This is a genomic window from Streptomyces sp. NBC_01294, assembly GCF_035917235.1.
Taxonomy (GTDB): domain Bacteria; phylum Actinomycetota; class Actinomycetes; order Streptomycetales; family Streptomycetaceae; genus Streptomyces; species Streptomyces caledonius.
In genome coordinates this window covers 6182412-6199419 of sequence record NZ_CP108423.1, presented here as the reverse complement: position 1 = coordinate 6199419, position 17008 = coordinate 6182412, and the positions used below count along the sequence as shown (strand labels likewise).

At 71.0% G+C, this 17008-nt stretch carries 19 protein-coding genes; 6 read left to right on the top strand and 13 right to left on the bottom strand.

Annotation, left to right across the window (positions count from 1 at the left end):
- The first annotated feature begins 2 nt into the window (after positions 1–2).
- A complete protein-coding gene (locus OG534_RS28020; protein WP_326591641.1) occupies positions 3–878 on the top strand; it encodes a winged helix-turn-helix transcriptional regulator in 876 nt (291 codons plus the stop codon).
- 327 nt (positions 879–1205) lie between these two features.
- Here OG534_RS28020 and OG534_RS28015 read toward each other — a convergent pair whose 3' ends face one another.
- Entirely contained in the window at positions 1206–1757 is a 552-nt protein-coding gene (locus tag OG534_RS28015) for a TetR/AcrR family transcriptional regulator (protein ID WP_326591640.1), read from the bottom strand.
- Positions 1757–2077 (bottom strand): DMT family transporter, encoded by a 321-nt coding sequence (locus OG534_RS28010; protein WP_326591639.1) that lies wholly within the window; start codon positions 2075–2077, stop codon positions 1757–1759. Before OG534_RS28010 ends, OG534_RS28015 begins: the two co-directional genes overlap by 1 nt.
- A gap of 147 nt (positions 2078–2224) precedes the next feature.
- Between OG534_RS28010 and OG534_RS28005 the strand changes: the two genes are divergently transcribed.
- A complete protein-coding gene (locus OG534_RS28005) occupies positions 2225–3079 on the top strand; it encodes a hypothetical protein (protein WP_326591637.1) in 855 nt (284 codons plus the stop codon).
- A gap of 151 nt (positions 3080–3230) precedes the next feature.
- On the opposite strand, the gene OG534_RS28000 is transcribed toward OG534_RS28005, so the two are convergent.
- The 8 genes from OG534_RS28000 to OG534_RS27965 all read right to left on the bottom strand — a co-directional run bounded on the left by OG534_RS28000 (position 3231) and on the right by OG534_RS27965 (position 9833).
- On the bottom strand, positions 3231–3575 hold the full coding sequence (locus tag OG534_RS28000) for a metal-sulfur cluster assembly factor (RefSeq protein WP_215020285.1): 345 nt from the start codon (positions 3573–3575) through the stop codon (positions 3231–3233).
- Positions 3572–4033 (bottom strand): Fe-S cluster assembly sulfur transfer protein SufU, encoded by a 462-nt coding sequence (sufU, locus tag OG534_RS27995; RefSeq protein WP_326591635.1) that lies wholly within the window; start codon positions 4031–4033, stop codon positions 3572–3574. The genes OG534_RS28000 and sufU overlap by 4 nt, the downstream gene beginning before the upstream one ends.
- Positions 4034–4059: 26 nt before the next feature.
- Positions 4060–5316, bottom strand: a complete 1257-nt coding sequence (locus tag OG534_RS27990; protein WP_326591634.1) for a cysteine desulfurase — start codon at positions 5314–5316, stop codon at positions 4060–4062.
- On the bottom strand, positions 5313–6077 hold the full coding sequence (gene sufC, locus OG534_RS27985) for a Fe-S cluster assembly ATPase SufC (protein ID WP_326591633.1): 765 nt from the start codon (positions 6075–6077) through the stop codon (positions 5313–5315). Before sufC ends, OG534_RS27990 begins: the two co-directional genes overlap by 4 nt.
- A 7-nt stretch (positions 6078–6084) precedes the next feature.
- Entirely contained in the window at positions 6085–6402 is a 318-nt protein-coding gene (locus tag OG534_RS27980; protein WP_326591632.1) for a bifunctional 3-phenylpropionate/cinnamic acid dioxygenase ferredoxin subunit, read from the bottom strand.
- The gene (gene sufD, locus OG534_RS27975) at positions 6402–7580 is read right to left on the bottom strand and encodes a Fe-S cluster assembly protein SufD (RefSeq protein WP_326591630.1); all 1179 of its coding nucleotides are present in this window, start codon (positions 7578–7580) and stop codon (positions 6402–6404) included. Before sufD ends, OG534_RS27980 begins: the two co-directional genes overlap by 1 nt.
- A gap of 79 nt (positions 7581–7659) precedes the next feature.
- Positions 7660–9075 carry a Fe-S cluster assembly protein SufB gene (gene sufB, locus OG534_RS27970; RefSeq protein WP_326591628.1) on the bottom strand — a complete coding sequence of 472 codons (1416 nt, stop codon included), beginning with the start codon at positions 9073–9075 and terminating at the stop codon, positions 7660–7662.
- Entirely contained in the window at positions 9072–9833 is a 762-nt protein-coding gene (locus OG534_RS27965) for a helix-turn-helix transcriptional regulator (RefSeq protein WP_326591627.1), read from the bottom strand. Before OG534_RS27965 ends, sufB begins: the two co-directional genes overlap by 4 nt.
- 409 nt (positions 9834–10242) lie before the next feature.
- Here OG534_RS27965 and OG534_RS27960 point away from each other — a divergent pair, with 409 nt between their 5' ends.
- From OG534_RS27960 to OG534_RS27945, 4 genes are all read left to right on the top strand, one after another.
- Positions 10243–11169, top strand: a complete 927-nt coding sequence (locus OG534_RS27960) for an ABC transporter ATP-binding protein (protein WP_326591626.1) — start codon at positions 10243–10245, stop codon at positions 11167–11169.
- The gene (locus OG534_RS27955) at positions 11166–11933 is read left to right on the top strand and encodes an ABC transporter permease (RefSeq protein ID WP_326591624.1); all 768 of its coding nucleotides are present in this window, start codon (positions 11166–11168) and stop codon (positions 11931–11933) included. The genes OG534_RS27960 and OG534_RS27955 overlap by 4 nt, the downstream gene beginning before the upstream one ends.
- A 68-nt stretch (positions 11934–12001) precedes the next feature.
- Complete coding sequence (locus tag OG534_RS27950; protein WP_326591622.1) at positions 12002–13135, top strand: hypothetical protein; 1134 nt, start codon at positions 12002–12004, stop codon at positions 13133–13135.
- A gap of 4 nt (positions 13136–13139) precedes the next feature.
- Positions 13140–14129: a COX15/CtaA family protein gene (locus OG534_RS27945; RefSeq protein ID WP_326591620.1), complete on the top strand. Its 990-nt coding sequence runs from the start codon at positions 13140–13142 to the stop codon at positions 14127–14129.
- Positions 14130–14157: 28 nt separating this feature from the next.
- On the opposite strand, the gene OG534_RS27940 is transcribed toward OG534_RS27945, so the two are convergent.
- The 3 genes from OG534_RS27940 to OG534_RS27930 form a co-directional block, all read right to left on the bottom strand.
- Positions 14158–15270 carry an amidohydrolase family protein gene (locus tag OG534_RS27940; protein ID WP_326591619.1) on the bottom strand — a complete coding sequence of 371 codons (1113 nt, stop codon included), beginning with the start codon at positions 15268–15270 and terminating at the stop codon, positions 14158–14160.
- 151 nt (positions 15271–15421) lie between these two features.
- Positions 15422–15781 (bottom strand): hypothetical protein, encoded by a 360-nt coding sequence (locus OG534_RS27935; RefSeq protein WP_326591617.1) that lies wholly within the window; start codon positions 15779–15781, stop codon positions 15422–15424.
- A 24-nt stretch (positions 15782–15805) separates the two neighbouring features.
- The gene (locus OG534_RS27930) at positions 15806–16753 is read right to left on the bottom strand and encodes a heme o synthase (RefSeq protein WP_326593901.1); all 948 of its coding nucleotides are present in this window, start codon (positions 16751–16753) and stop codon (positions 15806–15808) included.
- Positions 16754–17008 lie beyond the last annotated feature (255 nt).

The following is a 17008-nucleotide window of genomic DNA, read 5'->3' as shown; positions in this document are numbered from 1 at the left end:
CCATGGCCCAGCGCACACACCTCGGCGACGCGGACTGCGCCATCGCCCAGGCCCTCGACGTGGTGGGCGACTGGTGGACGCTGCTGATCGTGCGCGACGCCGCGCGCGGCCTGCACCGCTTCGACGAGCTCCAGCGCGAGCTGGGCATGTCCCGCAAGGTGCTGGCGGAGCGGCTGAAGCTGCTCGTCGAGGCCGGAGTGCTGTCGCGCGAGCCGTACCAGGAGCGCCCGGTGCGGCACGAGTACCGGCTGACCCCGCGCGGGCGGGGGCTGCTCCCCGTCCTGGTCGCCCTCCAGGACTGGGGAGACACCTGGATCCTGGGAGAGGGAGAGATGACCGCGACGACGGACGAGGCCTCGCGGGAGGCGGAACGGGTGCACGCGCTGCGGGGCACGCGGGTGCCGCGGCTGCTGCTGCCGGACCGTTTCGGCGAGCTGAGCGACCCGGTGGCGCAGACCCCGTTCACGGTCCTGTACTGCTTCCCGGGCGCGTACGCGCGGGCCGAGTCCTACCCGCCCGGCTGGGCCGGGATCCCGGGCGCCAAGGGCTGTACGTTCGAGTCGTGCACGTACCGCGATCAGCTCGCGGAGTTCACCGCGGCCGGCGCCACCGTGCACGGGGTGTCGACCCAGCGGCCGGACGAGCAGCGGGAGTTCGCGGAGCACGAGCGGTTGCGGTTCCCGCTGCTCTCGGACGCGGATCTGGCGCTGACGGCGGCGCTGCGGTTGCCGACGTTCCGTGCGGCGGGGGTGAGCCGGATCAAGCGGCTGACCCTGGTCATCGACCGTGAGCGCACGGTGCGCGAGGTGATCTATCCGATCCGGGACATCGAGGCGAGTGTGCGGGGGGCTTTGGCGGCCGTGCGCTCCGCGGGTTAGCGGGGCGCGGGCCGCAGGCCGCAGGCCGCCGCTGCGCGGAGCCTCCTCCCCGCCCCGCCCTTTCCCCATCCCCCGGACTCCGTCCGGGGGGACCCCCAGCCGGGCTCCGCCCGGACCCGGTCCTCAAACGCCGGACGGCTCAAAGAACGGGCCCTGCCCGGACCCGGTCCTCAAACGCCGGACGGCTGGAAGAGCGGGCCCTGGCCCTCGGACGCCCAACGGCTGGAAGAGCAGGCCCTGGCCCTCGGGCGCCCGACGGCTAAAAGAGCGGGCCCTGGCCCTCGGGTGCCCGACAGCTGGAAGAGTGGGCGCCGGGCGGGGTGGAGGTCAGCACGGCCGCAGTACCCGTCCCAGGATCTCGCGGGCGTGCGGCTCGTCGTAGGTGGCGTCCGTCAGCAGGACCTGGAGGCTGATGCCGTCCATGACCGCCACCAGCGCCCGCGCCGTCACCGGGTCGGTCCGCGGGGTGAGCGCCGCGGCCATGGCCTCGCACCATTCCGCCGCCACCGGCCGCAGCGCCGGGCGGCGCAGTGCCGCGAGGTAGAGCTCGTACTCCAGCTCCACCCGGCCGCGGTCCGCCGCCAGGAACTCCCCCAGCAGGCGGGCCAGCGCCCCCGCGAGGTCCGCCTCCGGATCCGCCAGTGCCGCCGACTCGACCACCGCCTGCGCGAAGCCCTCGTTGGCCTGCCGCAGCGCCGCGACCAGCAGGTCGTCCAGCGTCTTGAAGTGGTAGGTCGTCGAACCCAGCGGTACGTCGGCCTCCGCGGCCGCGCTGCGGTGGCTCAGCCCCGCGATGCCCTTGGCGCCCACCACCCGGATCGCCGCGTCGATGATCCGCTGGCGCCGGTCCGGGTCGTAGCGCCGCACACCGGGGGGCATCAGTGCGCGCCGCCGAGGTTCAGCAGGACCACTCCGCCGATCACCAGGGCGATCCCGGCGATCTTCGCGGCCGTCGCCGCCTCCCCCATGAACACGATGCCTATGGCGGCGATCGCCGCGGTGCCGACGCCCGCCCATATCGCGTACGCCGTGCCGACCGACATCGACTTCAGCGTCTGGGCGAGCAGCGTGAAGGCGATGACGTAGCCCAGCAGGGTGCCCAGCGAGGGCCACAGCTTCGTGAAACCGTCGCTGTACTTCATCGCGGTGGTTCCGGCGACCTCGGCGGCGATGGCCGCGGCAAGCAGTACGTAAGGCATGCGTACAAGAGTACACATCGATGCGTACACCCGTACACAAGCCGTTCCCACCCCGTGCCACACGCCGACACCCGCACGACCCGGGACTCCTGCGCTCCGCGCCGCTACCCTGTCCGCCTCCTCGGGAGACGAAGGGGCGGCCCGCGCATGGCGCAGCATTGGACCCACCAGGGCGGCGGCTGGCTGCCGCCGCCCGCTCCGCGTCCGGGCGTGGTGCCGCTGCGCCCCCTCGGGCCGGGGGAGATCCTCGGCGGCACCCTCACCGCCCTGCGCCGCTACGGCGGCCGACTGCTCGGCGCACTGCTCCTCGGCCAGGTCGGCGCACTGCTGGGCACCCTGCTCCTGATCGCCGCGGCCGCCGGGGCAGCCGCCCTCGCCTCCCCCACCCCTACGGCCGGCAGCCGGGCCTTCGTCCACGCCCTCGTCCCGGCCACGGCCCTGTTCCTGCTGGTCTGCTGGGCGCTGGCCGGCGCACTGGCCGCGGCCCTGCTCCGGCCCGCCGTCCTCGGGCGCCGCGTCACCGCGCTCGGGCTGCTGCGCGCCGCGCTGCCCCGCACCCCGGCCGTGCTCGGCGCCCACCTGCTGGGCCTGCTCGCCGCCGCGGGCCCGGCCTGCGGCGCCCTCGCCGCGGGACTTCCGCCGCTCGCGGCGCTGCCGCTCGCCCCGGTCGCCCTCTGGCTCGGCGTGCTCTTCGCCCTGGCACCCACGGCCGCCGGGTACGAGGGGCTCGGCCCCGTCGCGGCCCTGCGCCGGTCGGCCGGGCTGGTGCGCGGGGCCTGGTGGCGGACCCTGGGGGTCACGGTTCCGGCGGGGGCGCTCGCGGTGGGGGCCGCGTACGCCCTCCAGCAGTGGTTCGGCATCCTCGGCGCCCTGCTCGCGCCGGCGCTGCTGCTGACCTTCCCCCAGCTGAGCGCCGGCCTGCTCTACGCCGACCGGCGGCTCCGCCGTGAGCACCCCGCCGGGCCCCTCTCGGCGGATCCCCTGATCACAGGTTGCCCTTGATCAAAGGTTGCCCCTGATCACGGGTCACCCCTGACCGCGGCCTCCGCCCCGGCGATCCCGTCCCGACGTTCCCGTCCCGGCGGTCCCGCGGCGGAAAACGCCGAGGGCCCCCGGCACACATGTGCCGGGGGCCCTCGCAAGCAGGCGGTGATCAGACGTTGAAGCCGAGCGCGCGGAGCTGCTCACGGCCGTCGTCCGTGATCTTGTCCGGGCCCCACGGCGGCATCCAGACCCAGTTGATGCGCAGTTCGTTGACGATGCCGTCCGTCGCCGACTTCGCCTGGTCCTCGATGACGTCCGTCAGCGGGCAGGCCGCCGAGGTGAGCGTCATGTCGAGGGTGGCGATGTTCGCATCGTCGACGTGGATGCCGTAGATCAGGCCCAGGTTGACGACGTCGATGCCCAGCTCGGGGTCGACCACGTCGTAGAGGGCCTCGCGGACCTCTTCCTCGGTGGCCGGCTTGATCGACGCCTCGGGCGTCGCGTTCTCGGTCATGCCGTCTTCCTCTCCGCGTCGCCCAGAGCCTGGGCGGTCGCGTCCTTCCACGCCATCCAACTCAGCAGAGCACACTTCACGCGGGCCGGGTACTTGGAGACGCCGACGAACGCGACCGCGTCCTCCAGCACCTCCTCCATGGCCTCGTCGGGCTCGATCTTGCCCTTGGACTGCATCATCTCCAAGAACACGCCCTGGATCTTCTGCGCCTCGGCCAGGTTCTTGCCGACCAGCAGCTCGTTCAGTACGGACGCGCTGGCCTGGCTGATGGAGCAGCCCTGGCCCTCGTACGAGACATCGGTCAGCGTCTCGCCGTCGTACTTCACGCGCAGCGTGATCTCGTCGCCGCACGTCGGATTGACGTGGTGCACCTCGGCATCGCCGTCGCGCAGGCCACGCCCGTGCGGGTGCTTGTAGTGGTCCAGGATCAGTTCCTGGTACATCGAATCCAGCTTCACTGCGTCCCTCGTCCTCGTCGCCCTGGTCAGCCGAAGAAGTTCCGTACGTGCTCCAGCCCGTCGACGAGTGCGTCGACCTCGGCGGGAGAGGAGTACAGGTAGAAAGACGCTCGCGTCGTCGCGGGAATTCCGTACCGCAGGCAGACCGGGCGCGCGCAGTGGTGTCCCACGCGGACCGCGATGCCCTGCTCGTCCAGCACCTGGCCGACGTCGTGCGGGTGGATGTCGCCGAGCACGAAGGAGATCGCGGCGCCGCGGTCCTCGGCCGTCGTCGGGCCGATGATGCGCAGGTCGGGCACCTCGAGGAGGCGCTTGACCGCGTACTCGGTGATCGCGTGCTCGTGCGCGGCGATCTTGTCCATGCCGATCGCGGACAGGTAGTCCACGGCCGCGCCGAGGCCGACGGCCTGGGCGATCGGGGGCGTACCCGCCTCGAACTTGTGGGGCGCCGGGGCGTAGGTCGAGGCGTGCATCGACACGGTCTCGATCATCTCGCCGCCACCGAGGAACGGAGGCAGGTCTTCCAGGAGCTCCTGGCGGCCCCAGAGGACGCCGATGCCGGTCGGGCCGCACATCTTGTGGCCGGTGAAGGCCACGAAGTCGGCGCCGAGCGCCTGCACGTCGAGCGGCATGTGCGGAGCGGCCTGGGAGGCGTCGATCAGCACCAGGGCGCCGACGTCCTGGGCGCGCCGGACGATCGCCTCGACCGGGTTGATCGTGCCCATGATGTTGGAGACCAGCGTGAAGGAGACGATCTTCGTCTTCTCCGTGATGACCTCTTCGATGTTGGACAGGTCGAGCCGGCCGTCGTCGGTGAGGCCGAACCACTTCAGCTTCGCGCCGGTGCGCTGCGAGAGCAGCTGCCACGGCACGATGTTGGAGTGGTGCTCCATCTCCGTGATGGCGATCTCGGTCTCACGGTCGACCCGGTAGGGCTCGTCCGCCCAGCCGAGCATGTTCGCGACCAGGTTGAGCGACTCCGAGGCGTTCTTGGTGAAGATCACCTCGTCGCGGCTCGGCGCGTTGATGAAGGCGGCGACCTTGTCGCGAGCGCCCTCGTACAGCGCCGTGGCCTCCTCGGCGAGCACGTGCACGCCACGGTGGACGTTGGCGTTGTGCTGCTCGTAGTACTCGTTCAGCGCGTCGAGTACCTGGCGCGGCTTCTGCGAAGTCGCCGCGTTGTCCAGGTAAACGATCTTCTTCCCGTCGTGGACCACACGATCCAGCAGGGGGAAGTCCTTGCGGATCGCCTCGATGTCGAGGAGGCCAGGCAGCTGTGTCACGCGGTCGCGCCACCCTTCACATACTTGTCGTAACCCTCGGCCTCCAGCTGGTCGGCGAGCTCGGCGCCACCGGACTCGGCGATACGGCCGTTCGCGAACACGTGCACGAAGTCGGGCTTGATGTAGCGCAGGATGCGCGTGTAGTGGGTGATCAGCAGGGTGCCGACCTCACCGGTCTCGCGGACGCGGTTGACGCCCTCCGAGACGACGCGCAGCGCGTCGACGTCGAGACCGGAGTCGGTCTCGTCGAGGATCGCGATCTTCGGCTTGAGAAGCTCCAGCTGCAGGATCTCGTGGCGCTTCTTCTCACCGCCGGAGAAGCCCTCGTTGACGTTGCGCTCGGCGAAGGCCGGGTCCATCTGGAGCTGCTCCATCGCGGACTTGACCTCCTTCACCCAGGTGCGCAGCTTCGGAGCCTCACCGCGGATGGCGGTGGCCGAGGTGCGCAGGAAGTTGGAGACCGAGACGCCGGGGACCTCGACCGGGTACTGCATGGCGAGGAACAGGCCGGCGCGGGCACGCTCGTCGACGGACATCTCCAGGACGTCTTCGCCGTCGAGGGTCACGGTGCCACCGGTGATGGTGTACTTCGGGTGACCGGCGAGCGAGTACGCCAGGGTGGACTTGCCGGAGCCGTTCGGACCCATGATGGCGTGCGTCTCACCCTGCTTGACGGTGAGGTCGACGCCCTTGAGGATCTCGCGGGCGCCGTTCTCGGCCTCGACGGAGACGTGCAGGTCGTGGATTTCAAGCGTTGCCATGGATACCTCAGGACTCCTGGGTGAGGGAGACGAGCACGTCGTCCCCTTCGATCTTTACGGGGTATACGGGGACGGGGCGCGTCGCGGGCAGGCCCGAGGGCTTGCCGGTGCGCAGGTCGAAGGCCGACCCGTGCAGCCAGCACTCGATCATGCAGTCGTCGACCTCGCCCTCCGAGAGCGAGACGTTCGCGTGCGAGCAGATGTCGTTGATCGCGAACACCTCCCCCTCGGTGGAGACGATGGACACCGGCGTGCCGTCGAGTTCCACCCGCTTCGGGGTGTTCTCCTCCAGCTCGCTCAGCGCGCAGACCTTGACGTAATTCATCAGACGGAACCCTGGAGCTCGGTCTCGATCTTGGTGAGCAGGCGCTCCTCGATGTCCGGGACACCGATCTGCTGGACGAGCTCGGCGAAGAAGCCGCGGACGACCAGGCGGCGGGCCTCGCCGGCCGGGATGCCGCGGGCCTGCAGGTAGAAGAGCTGCTCGTCGTCGAAGCGGCCGGTCGCCGAGGCGTGGCCGGCGCCGACGATCTCGCCGGTCTCGATCTCCAGGTTCGGCACCGAGTCGACCCGCGCGCCGTCCGTCAGGACGAGGTTGCGGTTCATCTCGTAGGTGTCGGTGCCCTCGGCGGTCTTCTCGATGAGCACGTCACCGATCCACACCGCGTGGGCGTCCTGGCCCTGCAGGGCGCCCTTGTAGACCACGTTCGACTTGCAGTGCGGGGCACTGTGGTCGACCAGGAGGCGGTGCTCCTGGTGCTGGCCGGCGTCGGTGAAGTACAGGCCGAAGAGCTCGGCCTCGCCGCCGGGGCCCGCGTAGGTCACGCGGGGGTGCAGGCGGACGAGGTCGCCGCCGAAGGTGACCACGATCGACTTGAAGGTCGCGTCACGGCCGACCAGCGCGTTGTGCTGGGAGACGTGGACGGCGGTGTCGTCCCAGTCCTGCACCGACACGACGGTGAGCTTGGCGCCGTCGCCGACCAGGAAGTCGACGTTGGCGGCGCGCACGCCGTCACCGGTGTGGTCGATGACGACGACGGCCTCGGCGAAGGCCTGCACGTCGAAGACGGTGTGGCCGAAGGTGGTGCCGCCCTCACCGTGCAGCGTGACGCGCACCGGCTCGGTCAGGACCGCCTCCTTGGGCACGGTGACGACCGTGGCCTTGGCGAAGGACGAGAACGCCTGGGCGGCGACCCGGTCCACCGGGGTGCCGGCCTTGCCGATGCGCGCGTCGCCGCGCTCCACCGACTCGACCGTGACGCCCTCGGGCGCGTCGATCTGGGCCTTCATGGTGCCGTTGGCGACCGCGGTGCCGTCGTGCAGGCCCTTCAGGCGGGCGAGCGGGGTGAACCGCCACTCCTCCTCGCGCCCGTGGGGCACGGGGAAGTCCGCCACGTCGAAGGACGGGGGTGCACTCATCCGGGTGGCGACGGTGGACTCGGCGGCCACCGCGATCGCGCCGGCGGTGGTCGAACCCGCCGGAATGTTCTGAGCCTCAGCCATGGCTGTCGTCTTGCTCGCTCTCTTAGAAGAACACGGTCTACGTCAATGAATGTGCTGCGGGACGGGCAGCCGGCCGGGACTAGCCGACCGAGCCCTCCATCTGCAGCTCGATCAGCCGGTTCAGCTCCAGGGCGTACTCCATGGGCAGCTCGCGCGCGATGGGCTCGACGAAGCCGCGCACGATCATGGCCATGGCCTCGAACTCCGTCAGACCGCGGCTCATCAGGTAGAAGAGCTGGTCGTCGGAGACCTTGGAGACCGTGGCCTCGTGGCCCATGGAGACGTCGTCCTCGCGCACGTCCACGTACGGGTACGTGTCCGAGCGGGAGATGGTGTCGACCAGGAGCGCGTCACACAGCACGTTGGACTTCGAGCCGTGCGCGCCCTCGCCGATCTCGACCAGGCCGCGGTACGAGGTGCGGCCTCCGCCTCGTGCCACCGACTTGGAGACGATGTTCGAGGAGGTGTTCGGCGCCATGTGGACCATCTTGGAGCCGGCGTCCTGGTGCTGGCCCTCGCCCGCGAAGGCGATGGACAGGGTCTCGCCCTTGGCGTGCTCGCCCATCAGGTAGACGGCCGGGTACTTCATGGTGACCTTCGAACCGATGTTGCCGTCGACCCACTCCATGGTCGCGCCCTCGTACGCCACGGCGCGCTTGGTGACCAGGTTGTAGACGTTGTTCGACCAGTTCTGGATCGTCGTGTAGCGGCAGCGGCCGCCCTTCTTCACGATGATCTCGACCACGGCGCTGTGCAGCGAGTCCGAGGAGTAGATCGGGGCGGTGCAGCCCTCGACGTAGTGGACGTAGGCGTCCTCGTCGACGATGATCAGCGTCCGCTCGAACTGGCCCATGTTCTCCGTGTTGATACGGAAGTAGGCCTGGAGCGGGATGTCGACCTTCACGCCCTTGGGGACGTAGATGAAGGAGCCGCCGGACCACACCGCGGTGTTCAGCGACGCGAACTTGTTGTCGCCGACCGGGATGACCGTGCCGAAGTACTCCTGGAAGAGCTCCGGGTGCTCCTTGAGCGCGGTGTCCGTGTCGAGGAAGATGACGCCCTGCTCCTCCAGGTCCTCACGGATCTGGTGGTAGACGACCTCGGACTCGTACTGGGCCGCGACACCGGCGACGAGGCGCTGCTTCTCCGCCTCGGGGATGCCGAGCTTGTCGTACGTGTTCTTGATGTCCTCGGGCAGGTCCTCCCACGAAGCGGCCTGCTTCTCGGTGGAACGCACGAAGTACTTGATGTTGTCGAAGTCGATGCCCGAGAGGTCGGAGCCCCAGTTCGGCATGGGCTTCTTGTCGAACAGCTTGAGGCCCTTGAGACGGAGCTTCAGCATCCACTCCGGCTCGGACTTCTTCGACGAGATGTCGCGGACGACATCCTCGGACAGGCCCCGCTTGGCGGCGGCACCCGCCGCGTCGGAGTCGGCCCAGCCGTATTCGTAGGTGCCCAGGCCATCGAGCTCAGGGTGAGCAGTCTCCGTGGTCATGCGGGGTTCCTCCCGGCCGTACTTGCAGATACTGATGTGTCGGTCTGTGTGGTGCTCGCGCTTCGCGGAATGAACGTCGTGCACACCCCGTCGCCGTGGGCGATCGTGGCGAGGCGCTGCACGTGCGTCCCGAGCAGGCGTGAGAAGACCTCGGTCTCCGCCTCGCAGAGCTGCGGGAACTGTTCGGCCACGTGCGCGACCGGACAGTGGTGCTGGCAGAGCTGTTCACCGCTGTGCGGACCGGGAGCGCTCTTCGCCGTAGCAGCGTACCCGTCGACGGTCAACGCCTTGGCCAGGGCCTCCGCACGGCCTTCGGGCGCGGCCGCGTCGACCGCTTCCCGGTAGGCCCGCGCCTGCGTCTCCATCCGTGACCGGGCGAAGGCGGCGACCGCCGCCTCGCCCTGGGCGCCGCCGCCGACGGACTGCGCGATCCAGCGCAGGGCGTCCGCGGCGAGCGTGTCGTAGGACTGATCGAAGGCGTCGCGGCCGCAGTCGGTGAGCGCGAAGACCTTGGCGGGCCGACCCCGGGTCCGTGCGCCGTACACACGCTGCTCACGGGCTTCGACCACGTCGTCGGTGACGAGCGTGTCGAGGTGGCGGCGGACGGCGGCCTGGGTGAGGCCGAGGCGCTGGGCGAGGTCGGCGACGGTGGACGGACCGTGGTCCAGGATCGAGCGCGCCACTCGGTTGCGGGTTGACCGCTCCCCGGTGGCGAGCTCCCCCTGGGGGGTCTCGTTGTGCCGTTCGCCGTATTTCACAACGCCATTGTTGCGTAATTAACCGAGCAGCGACAAGCCGTGATGGACGCCACTCCTGGTGGCCTCCATCACTAAGGGTTACCTAATTTATCGACGCAGAGTTATTCGGAGGGGTGTGCTCCGCTATCTCACCGAGCACCTCCGGGGAACCGTTTCACGGCTCCCACCAGCACCGTTTCACGCTCGGCCTTTCCCTGCGGGCCGGCCGTCGAGTTCCGAAAAGGATCACGGAAACCGAACGGCCCACACAGGGCCACCGGACTGAAAAGAGTCATATTCTCGTCGCGGTGTTCGAATCCGACGGTGATCCCGCCCCTCCGGGCGGTACGAAAAGCAAGAGCGAACCGGCCGGTAACCCCGCGACCCCGGGACCCGCACCCCCTCCCCCGGCTCCGTAGACTCACCCCCCATGAGCAACGACCCCGCCGTGGAGATCCGCGGACTGGTGAAGCGGTACGGCACCAAGACAGCGGTGGACGGCCTGGACCTCACCGTCCCCACGGCATCCGTCACGGCCGTCCTCGGTCCCAACGGCGCGGGCAAGACGACCACGGTGGAGACCTGCGAGGGCTACCGCCGCCCCGACGCCGGCACCGTCCGCGTCCTCGGCCTCGACCCGGTGGCCCGGGCCGAGGCCCTGCGCCCGCGGATCGGCGTGATGCTCCAGTCCGGAGGCGTCTACTCCGGAGCCCGCGCCGTCGAGATGCTGCGCCACATGGCCAAGCTGTACGCCGACCCGCTCGACGTCGGCACCCTGGTGGAACGCCTCGGACTCGGCGGCTGCGGCCGCACCCCCTACCGCCGGCTCTCCGGCGGCCAGCAGCAGCGCCTGGCCCTGGCCATGGCCGTGGTGGGCCGCCCCGAGCTGGTCTTCCTTGACGAGCCCACCGCCGGCCTGGACCCGCAGGCCCGCCGCGCGACCTGGGACCTCGTACGGGAGCTGCGCACCGACGGGGTCACCGTCGTCCTCACCACGCACCACATGGACGAGGCCGAGCAGCTCGCGGACGAGGTCGCCATCGTGGACGCGGGCCGGGTCATCGTCCACGGCAGCCCCGAGCAGCTGTGCCGGGGCGGCGCCGAGAACACCCTGCGCTTCACCGGCCGCCCCTCCCTCGACCTGGCCTCACTGCTGAAGGCGCTGCCCGACGGCACCCAGGCCGCCGAGCTCACCGCGGGCGTCTACCGGCTCACCGGCGACGTGGACCCGCAGCTGCTGGCCACCGTCGCCTCCTGGTGCGCGCAGCACGGGGTGATGCCGGACAGCCTCTCGGTGGAGCGGCACACCCTCGAAGACGTCTTTCTGGAACTCACGGGCAAGGAGCTGCGCGCATGAGCGCCGGTACGTTCACCCCCAGCCCGGGGGCCGCGCCCGTGTCCCGCATGATCCTCGCGCAGACGGCGCTGGAAACCCGGATGCTGCTGCGCAACGGGGAGCAGCTGCTGCTGACCGTGATCATCCCGGCGCTGCTGCTGACCCTCTTCTCCGCGGTCGACATCATCGACACGGGGGCGGAGAAGTCCGTGGACTTCCTCGCGCCGGGCATCCTGGCGCTCGCCGTGATGTCCACCGCGTTCACCGGCCAGGCCATCGCCACCGGCTTCGACCGCCGCTACGGGGTCCTCAAGCGGCTCGGCGCCTCCCCGCTGCCGCGCTGGGCACTGATGGCCGCCAAGACCCTGTCCGTGCTGGTCACCGAGGTGCTGCAGATCGCGCTGCTGACGGTGATCGCCTTCGCGCTCGGCTGGTCCCCGCAGGGGAACCCGCTGTCGGTCGCCGCGCTGATCCTGCTGGGCACCGCCGCGTTCTCGGGGCTGGGGCTGCTGATGGCGGGCACCCTGAAGGCCGAGATGACCCTGGCCGCCGCCAACCTGGTGTTCCTGCTGCTGCTGGTCGGCGGCGGGGTGATCGTGCCGCTGGAGAAGTTCCCGGGCGCCGTGCAGTCAGTCCTGGGAATCCTGCCCATCTCGGCCCTCTCCGACGGGCTGCGCGAGGTGCTCCAGCACGGGGCCGCGCTGCCGTGGGGCGACGTGGCCGTCCTGGCGGGCTGGGCCGCACTCGGCCTGGGCGCCGCCGCACGGCTCTTCCGCTGGGAATGAAACCCTTTCCCTTGCGGTGACCTTGCCGCGAGGATGGGCGCCTCCACACATGAAGCCGGGGGGCGGACATGGTGCAGCGGGAGGCCGTTCTACGGCTGGACGACCAATGGGCGCGGGTGCGGGCGGGGGACGCGCACGCGGCGCCGGAGGAGCGCGATCAGCTCCTCGACGAGCTGATCGGCGCCCTGCGCGCCCTCACGGACGACCCGCGGTGCACCGCGCTGCTCGGGCTGCGCCTCGCCGACCGGGCCGCCCTGCGCTTCGCGGCGGGGGACCGCGCGAGCGCCCTCGCCACGATCGAGGAGGGGCTGCGCAGCTCCGAGCGCGCGGCCGTGCACTCTCCCGAGTTCGCCCGCTGGTACGCCCGCGGGCTGATCAACCACGGGGTGTGGCTGGCCTGGCCGCTGAGCGACGGGACCCGGCTGCCGAAGCACCCGCTGGGCCCGGCCGCCGGCGACGGGCCGAGCGCCATGGAACGGGCGGCCGGCGAGCGGGCCCGTGATCTGACCCGGACCGCGGTGGAGGTGTGGGCGGGCCTGGACCAGCAGGATCCGGTCAACCGGCGGGGCCTCGCCCAGGCCAAGGTGTTCCTCGGGGACCGCCTCGCCGAACTGGGGTTCGCCGAGGACGCGGTGGCCTGGGCCGTGGACGCCGAGGCCGACTTCCGGCAGCTGCTGCTCGCGTACCCCGGCGCACAGGAGTCGGAGGAGGCCGAGGAGGCCCTCGACCACATCGGCCGTCAGCTGGAACTGCGCCTGCGCTTCCTGGCCTTCGACTCGCTGGTCAGCCTGCGCACTCGGGGGCTGCTGCCCGAACGGCTGCTGCCGCAGGCCGTGGTGGCCGCCCGCATCCAGGGGGTGGAGGAGGCCGACATCGCGGCCCGGCTGCGCCTCGGCGCCGAGCAGGTGGGGACGATGCTGGAGGTCACGCCCTGGCTCGCGGTGTGGCGCTTCGAGGTGCGCGGTCCTGACGGACTGTGGAACGTACTCCAGCATCCCTGGCACAGCGCCACAGAAGTGAGAAACAGGACAGCCGAGGACGTAGCGGGCGAATTGATCCGCGGGTTCGTCGGCTCGGCGGACTGCCCGGGCGAGGGCGGCCCTTGGCGCGTCTTCCTGTGGTGGCACGCCGAGGGCGATCCCGAGGGGGCCAGGTTCCGGTGGGTCGCGGGCCCCGACGCCCCCGTGGCCACCCCCTCGTGAAACTTTGCACAAGGGGCCGCCTACCATAGGGGCCGTGTTGAACCCCCTCGCCTTCATCGCCAGCCGCTGGACTCCGTCACCCCGGATCGTCCGGCGGGCCGCGCTCGCCGCGCTCGTCATGAGCGTGGCCATCGTCGTCACCGGCGGCGCGGTGCGGCTGACCGGATCCGGTCTCGGCTGCGACACCTGGCCCAAGTGCACCGACGACAGCCTGATCGCGACGCAGGCCCAGGGCTTCCACGGCGCCATCGAGTTCGGCAACCGGATGCTGACGTACGTGCTCAGCGCGGCCGTCGGCTGGGTCATCCTCGCGGCGCGCTCGGCCGACCCGTGGCGGCACGCGCTGACGAAGCTCGGCTGGCTCCAGTTCGTCATCGTGATGGCCAACGCCGTGCTCGGCGGCATCACCGTCATGACGGGCCTCAACCCGTACAGCGTCGCCGGGCACTTCCTGCTCGCCACCGCGCTGATCGCGGTGACGACCGTCACCTGGCAGCGCACCGGCGAGGGCGACACCGCCCCCCGCCCGCGCGTACCGGGCCCGGTCCGCAAGCTCTCGTGGGCACTGGTCGCCACCACCCTCGTGCTGATCGCGGCGGGCACGGTGGTCACCGGCGCCGGACCGCACGCCGGCGACAGCAGCGAGATCAAGCGGATGCCGCTCGACTGGGCGGCCACCGCACATGTGCACGCCATCGCCGCCTGGCTCGTGTGTGCGCTGGCCGTCGCGATGTGGCTGGTGCTGCGCGTGGTCGACGCCCCCGTCGACACCCGGGCGCGCGCCCGCGATCTGCTGATCGTGCTGCTCGCCCAGGGCGGCATCGGCTACGTGCAGTTCTTCTCCGACCTGCCCGAGGTCCTGGTCGCCGCGCACATGCTGGGCTCCTGCCTGGTGTGGATCGCCGTGCTCCGGGTCGCGCTGAGCCTGCGCGAGCGGCCGGCCCAGCAGGCGGGGATCCCGGCCCAGGGCGACCCGCAGCTCTCCACGGTCTGAGCCTCCCGACCCGCCTGGGCGGTCCGCCCTAGGGCCTGTCCAGGCGGTAGACGCGGCGGGCGTTGCCCGCCGCGACCATGGCGGCCACGCGCTCCGCGTCCCGCCAGGACCAGGACCCCTCGGCGACCCAGCCGCCCAGCACCCGGCCCAGCGCCTCCCGGAACACCAGTGCGCCCACCGCGTGCAGTTCCGGCAGCCGCCGGCCGCCGCTGGAGAACAGCAGCTTCCCGAACGGCGCGAGCTCCAGCAGCTCGGCCAGCACCGCCGCGGCTCCCGCCCCGGTGCGCCCGAGGGCCGCTCCGGTGTCGGCGTAGACGTGCGGGAAGGCCGCCGCGAGCTGCGCCGCGTGCCGGTGCCGGTGCGGATGTCCGCCGAGCAGCACCAGTCGCGTGCCCAGGCCCGCGGTGGCCCGTACGAACTCCGTCAGCGGGGCGGGATCCCCCGCGCCCGTGTGCAGCTGGAGCGGCAGCCCGGACGCCACCGCGCTCCACAGCAGGTGCCGCAGGAGTACGGGGTCCCGCACGGCCCCGCCCCTCGCCCTCCCGGCCAGCCACCGTCCGGCCGCCCCGCGCACCTCACCGGGGCCGGGCGGTTCGGGCGAGGTGGCCGGACCGTCCGGATGGTCGAAGGGCGTGGTGCGGTCGAAGGCCGTGGCGCACGTGAAGGCCGCGGCTCCGGCGGCGGCGTGGTGGACGGCCTCGGCGAGATTGGCGAGGAACGCGGCCACCGTCCCGGAGGTGTCGGCGACCTGCTCGGCCAGCAACTCCAGCCGGACCGTCTCAAAGGCCTCGGCGTCCCCGGCGAGCGCCAGCTCCTTGGGGCCGGTGAGGTCCCCGGCCACCCCGGTGTCGACCAGGTAGGCGGCGACGCGGGATCCCCTCAGCAGCCGCCGCGCGGTCTCGGCCGCGCCCAGCTCGCGCCGCCGGGCCAGATAGCGCACGGGCGTGGCGTGCGGCTCCAGCCCCAGCAGCGGCGGGCACCAGCGGCGCACCGCGAAACCGGTCTGGGTGTCGAAGAAGGTGGTGCCCGCGGCGGGCGGGCCGGCGGAGCGGACCAGCTGGGCCTCGAAGGTGCCCAGGCCCAGCTCCGTACGGAGTACTCCGTGGCAGTACTGGTCCACCAGGGGCGGCGTTTCGATCATCCGGGCATCCCGTTTGCGGACGTGAGGAAGGGGCTTCCACACGTCCTAACGGGTGAGCGGGGTGTGAGGTGTTGCTCGCGCTGTTGACCGAGACGGCACCCCGGGTCCCCCGGGGCGCCTCGAGCACCAACGAAACGGCTCCCGGAGGAGGTCAGGCCGCCGGGTTCGCGGTGCCGCCGAGCTGGATGCCGGCCATCCGCGACCACTCGTACGGGCCGGTCCGCACGCGCGCGGCGAACTCCCCGTCGAACTCCTCGTGGAGGGTCAGCCCGGCCTTCTCCGCGGCCAGCTGCGCCACCGCGAAGGTGGGGGCCACCAGGTCGCCCCAGCCGCCGTCCGTGCCCACGAGCACGATCCGGGTGCCGGCCTGGCCGATGTGGGCGAGCTGGCCCTCGGCGCCGCCGTGCTCCTTGGCGAACGCGCCGATCTGCTTGGCCAGCTTGGCCGCCGTACGGTCCTGCTTCTTGTCCGCGGCGCCTGCGGCGGCCGCGGTCTCTGCGGTGTCTCCCATGGAAGCCATGCTACCGGCGAGTAATCAACGGAGGAAGGGATCCACGGCCACCGCCACGAACAGCAGCGACACATAGGTGATCGACCAGTGGAACAGCCGCATCTCCTTGAGCTTCGCGCCCGTCAGGCCCGCCTTGGCCCGTGCGTGCAGCGCGTGCGCCTCCCACAGCCACCAGCCGCCCGAGACCAGCGCGACCGTGGTGTAGAACCAGCCGGTGTACCCGAGCGGGGTCAGCAGCAGCGAGACCGCCACCATCACCCAGCTGTAGAGGACGATCTGGCGCGCCACGGGCCGGTTGCCGGCCACGACCGGGAGCATCGGCACGCCGGCCCGCGCGTAGTCGTCCTTCACCTTCATCGACAGCGGCCAGTAGTGCGGCGGCGTCCAGAAGAAGATGACGAGGAAGAGGATGACCGCGGCCCAGGAGAGCTCGTTGGTGACCGACGACCAGCCGATGAGCACCGGCATGCAGCCCGCGATGCCGCCCCAGACGATGTTCTGGGCGGTGCGCCGCTTCAACAGCATCGTGTAGACCACGACGTAGAAGAGGAGTGCACCGAGCGACAGCGCCGCCGACAGCCAGTTGACCAGCAGTCCGAAGAACAGGGTGGAGACCACCGCGAGGGTCAGGCCGAAGGCCAGGCACTCCCCCGGGCTGACCATGCCGGTCACCAGCGGACGCTGCGAGGTGCGGTCCATCAGTGCGTCGATGTCGCGGTCGATGTACATGTTCAGCGCGTTGGCGCCGCCCGCGGACAAGTAACCGCCGAAGCAGGTCACGAGGACCAGCCACAGCGACGGCACGCCCTGTTCGGCGAGGAACATCACCGGCACTGTGGTGATCAGCAGAAGTTCGATGATCCGCGGCTTGGTCAATGCCACGAAAGCCATGACGCGGGTCCCGAACGGCCGGTGACCGGGGCTCGTCCCGAGCACCCCCGCTGGACGGGATTCGACGGCCGTCACGCACACCCCTGAGAGAGAATCCAGCAAGCTCCGACTCGGACCACCCAGAACATGAAGGCCCGGTTAAGGCTTGCGCGTACCACGCCACTCTAGACGTTGCACTTGCGTCGCCCCGCGCCGGGGTCGCTTCGTGTTGGGCCGATCGGACCGTGCATACATACGGGGGACCGCTCCCGCCGGGCCCGCGTGAGCGGGTGAACAGGCATCGGCGGCGCGGTGACGGACTGGCTGCACTCGAATAGCTGCACGCCGTTGCAGGGG

Coding starts and splice junctions, on each gene's coding strand:
- OG534_RS28020 (WP_326591641.1), top strand. CDS start 3: ATGGCCCAGCGCACACACCTCGGCGACGCGGACTGCGCCATCGCCCAG.
- OG534_RS28015 (WP_326591640.1), bottom strand. CDS start 1,757: ATGCCCCCCGGTGTGCGGCGCTACGACCCGGACCGGCGCCAGCGGATC.
- OG534_RS28010 (WP_326591639.1), bottom strand. CDS start 2,077: ATGCCTTACGTACTGCTTGCCGCGGCCATCGCCGCCGAGGTCGCCGGA.
- OG534_RS28005 (WP_326591637.1), top strand. CDS start 2,225: ATGGCGCAGCATTGGACCCACCAGGGCGGCGGCTGGCTGCCGCCGCCC.
- OG534_RS28000 (WP_215020285.1), bottom strand. CDS start 3,575: ATGACCGAGAACGCGACGCCCGAGGCGTCGATCAAGCCGGCCACCGAG.
- sufC (WP_326591633.1), bottom strand. CDS start 6,077: ATGGCAACGCTTGAAATCCACGACCTGCACGTCTCCGTCGAGGCCGAG.
- OG534_RS27980 (WP_326591632.1), bottom strand. CDS start 6,402: ATGAATTACGTCAAGGTCTGCGCGCTGAGCGAGCTGGAGGAGAACACC.
- sufD (WP_326591630.1), bottom strand. CDS start 7,580: ATGGCTGAGGCTCAGAACATTCCGGCGGGTTCGACCACCGCCGGCGCG.
- sufB (WP_326591628.1), bottom strand. CDS start 9,075: ATGACCACGGAGACTGCTCACCCTGAGCTCGATGGCCTGGGCACCTAC.
- OG534_RS27960 (WP_326591626.1), top strand. CDS start 10,243: ATGAGCAACGACCCCGCCGTGGAGATCCGCGGACTGGTGAAGCGGTAC.
- OG534_RS27955 (WP_326591624.1), top strand. CDS start 11,166: ATGAGCGCCGGTACGTTCACCCCCAGCCCGGGGGCCGCGCCCGTGTCC.
- OG534_RS27950 (WP_326591622.1), top strand. CDS start 12,002: ATGGTGCAGCGGGAGGCCGTTCTACGGCTGGACGACCAATGGGCGCGG.
- OG534_RS27940 (WP_326591619.1), bottom strand. CDS start 15,270: ATGATCGAAACGCCGCCCCTGGTGGACCAGTACTGCCACGGAGTACTC.
- OG534_RS27935 (WP_326591617.1), bottom strand. CDS start 15,781: ATGGGAGACACCGCAGAGACCGCGGCCGCCGCAGGCGCCGCGGACAAG.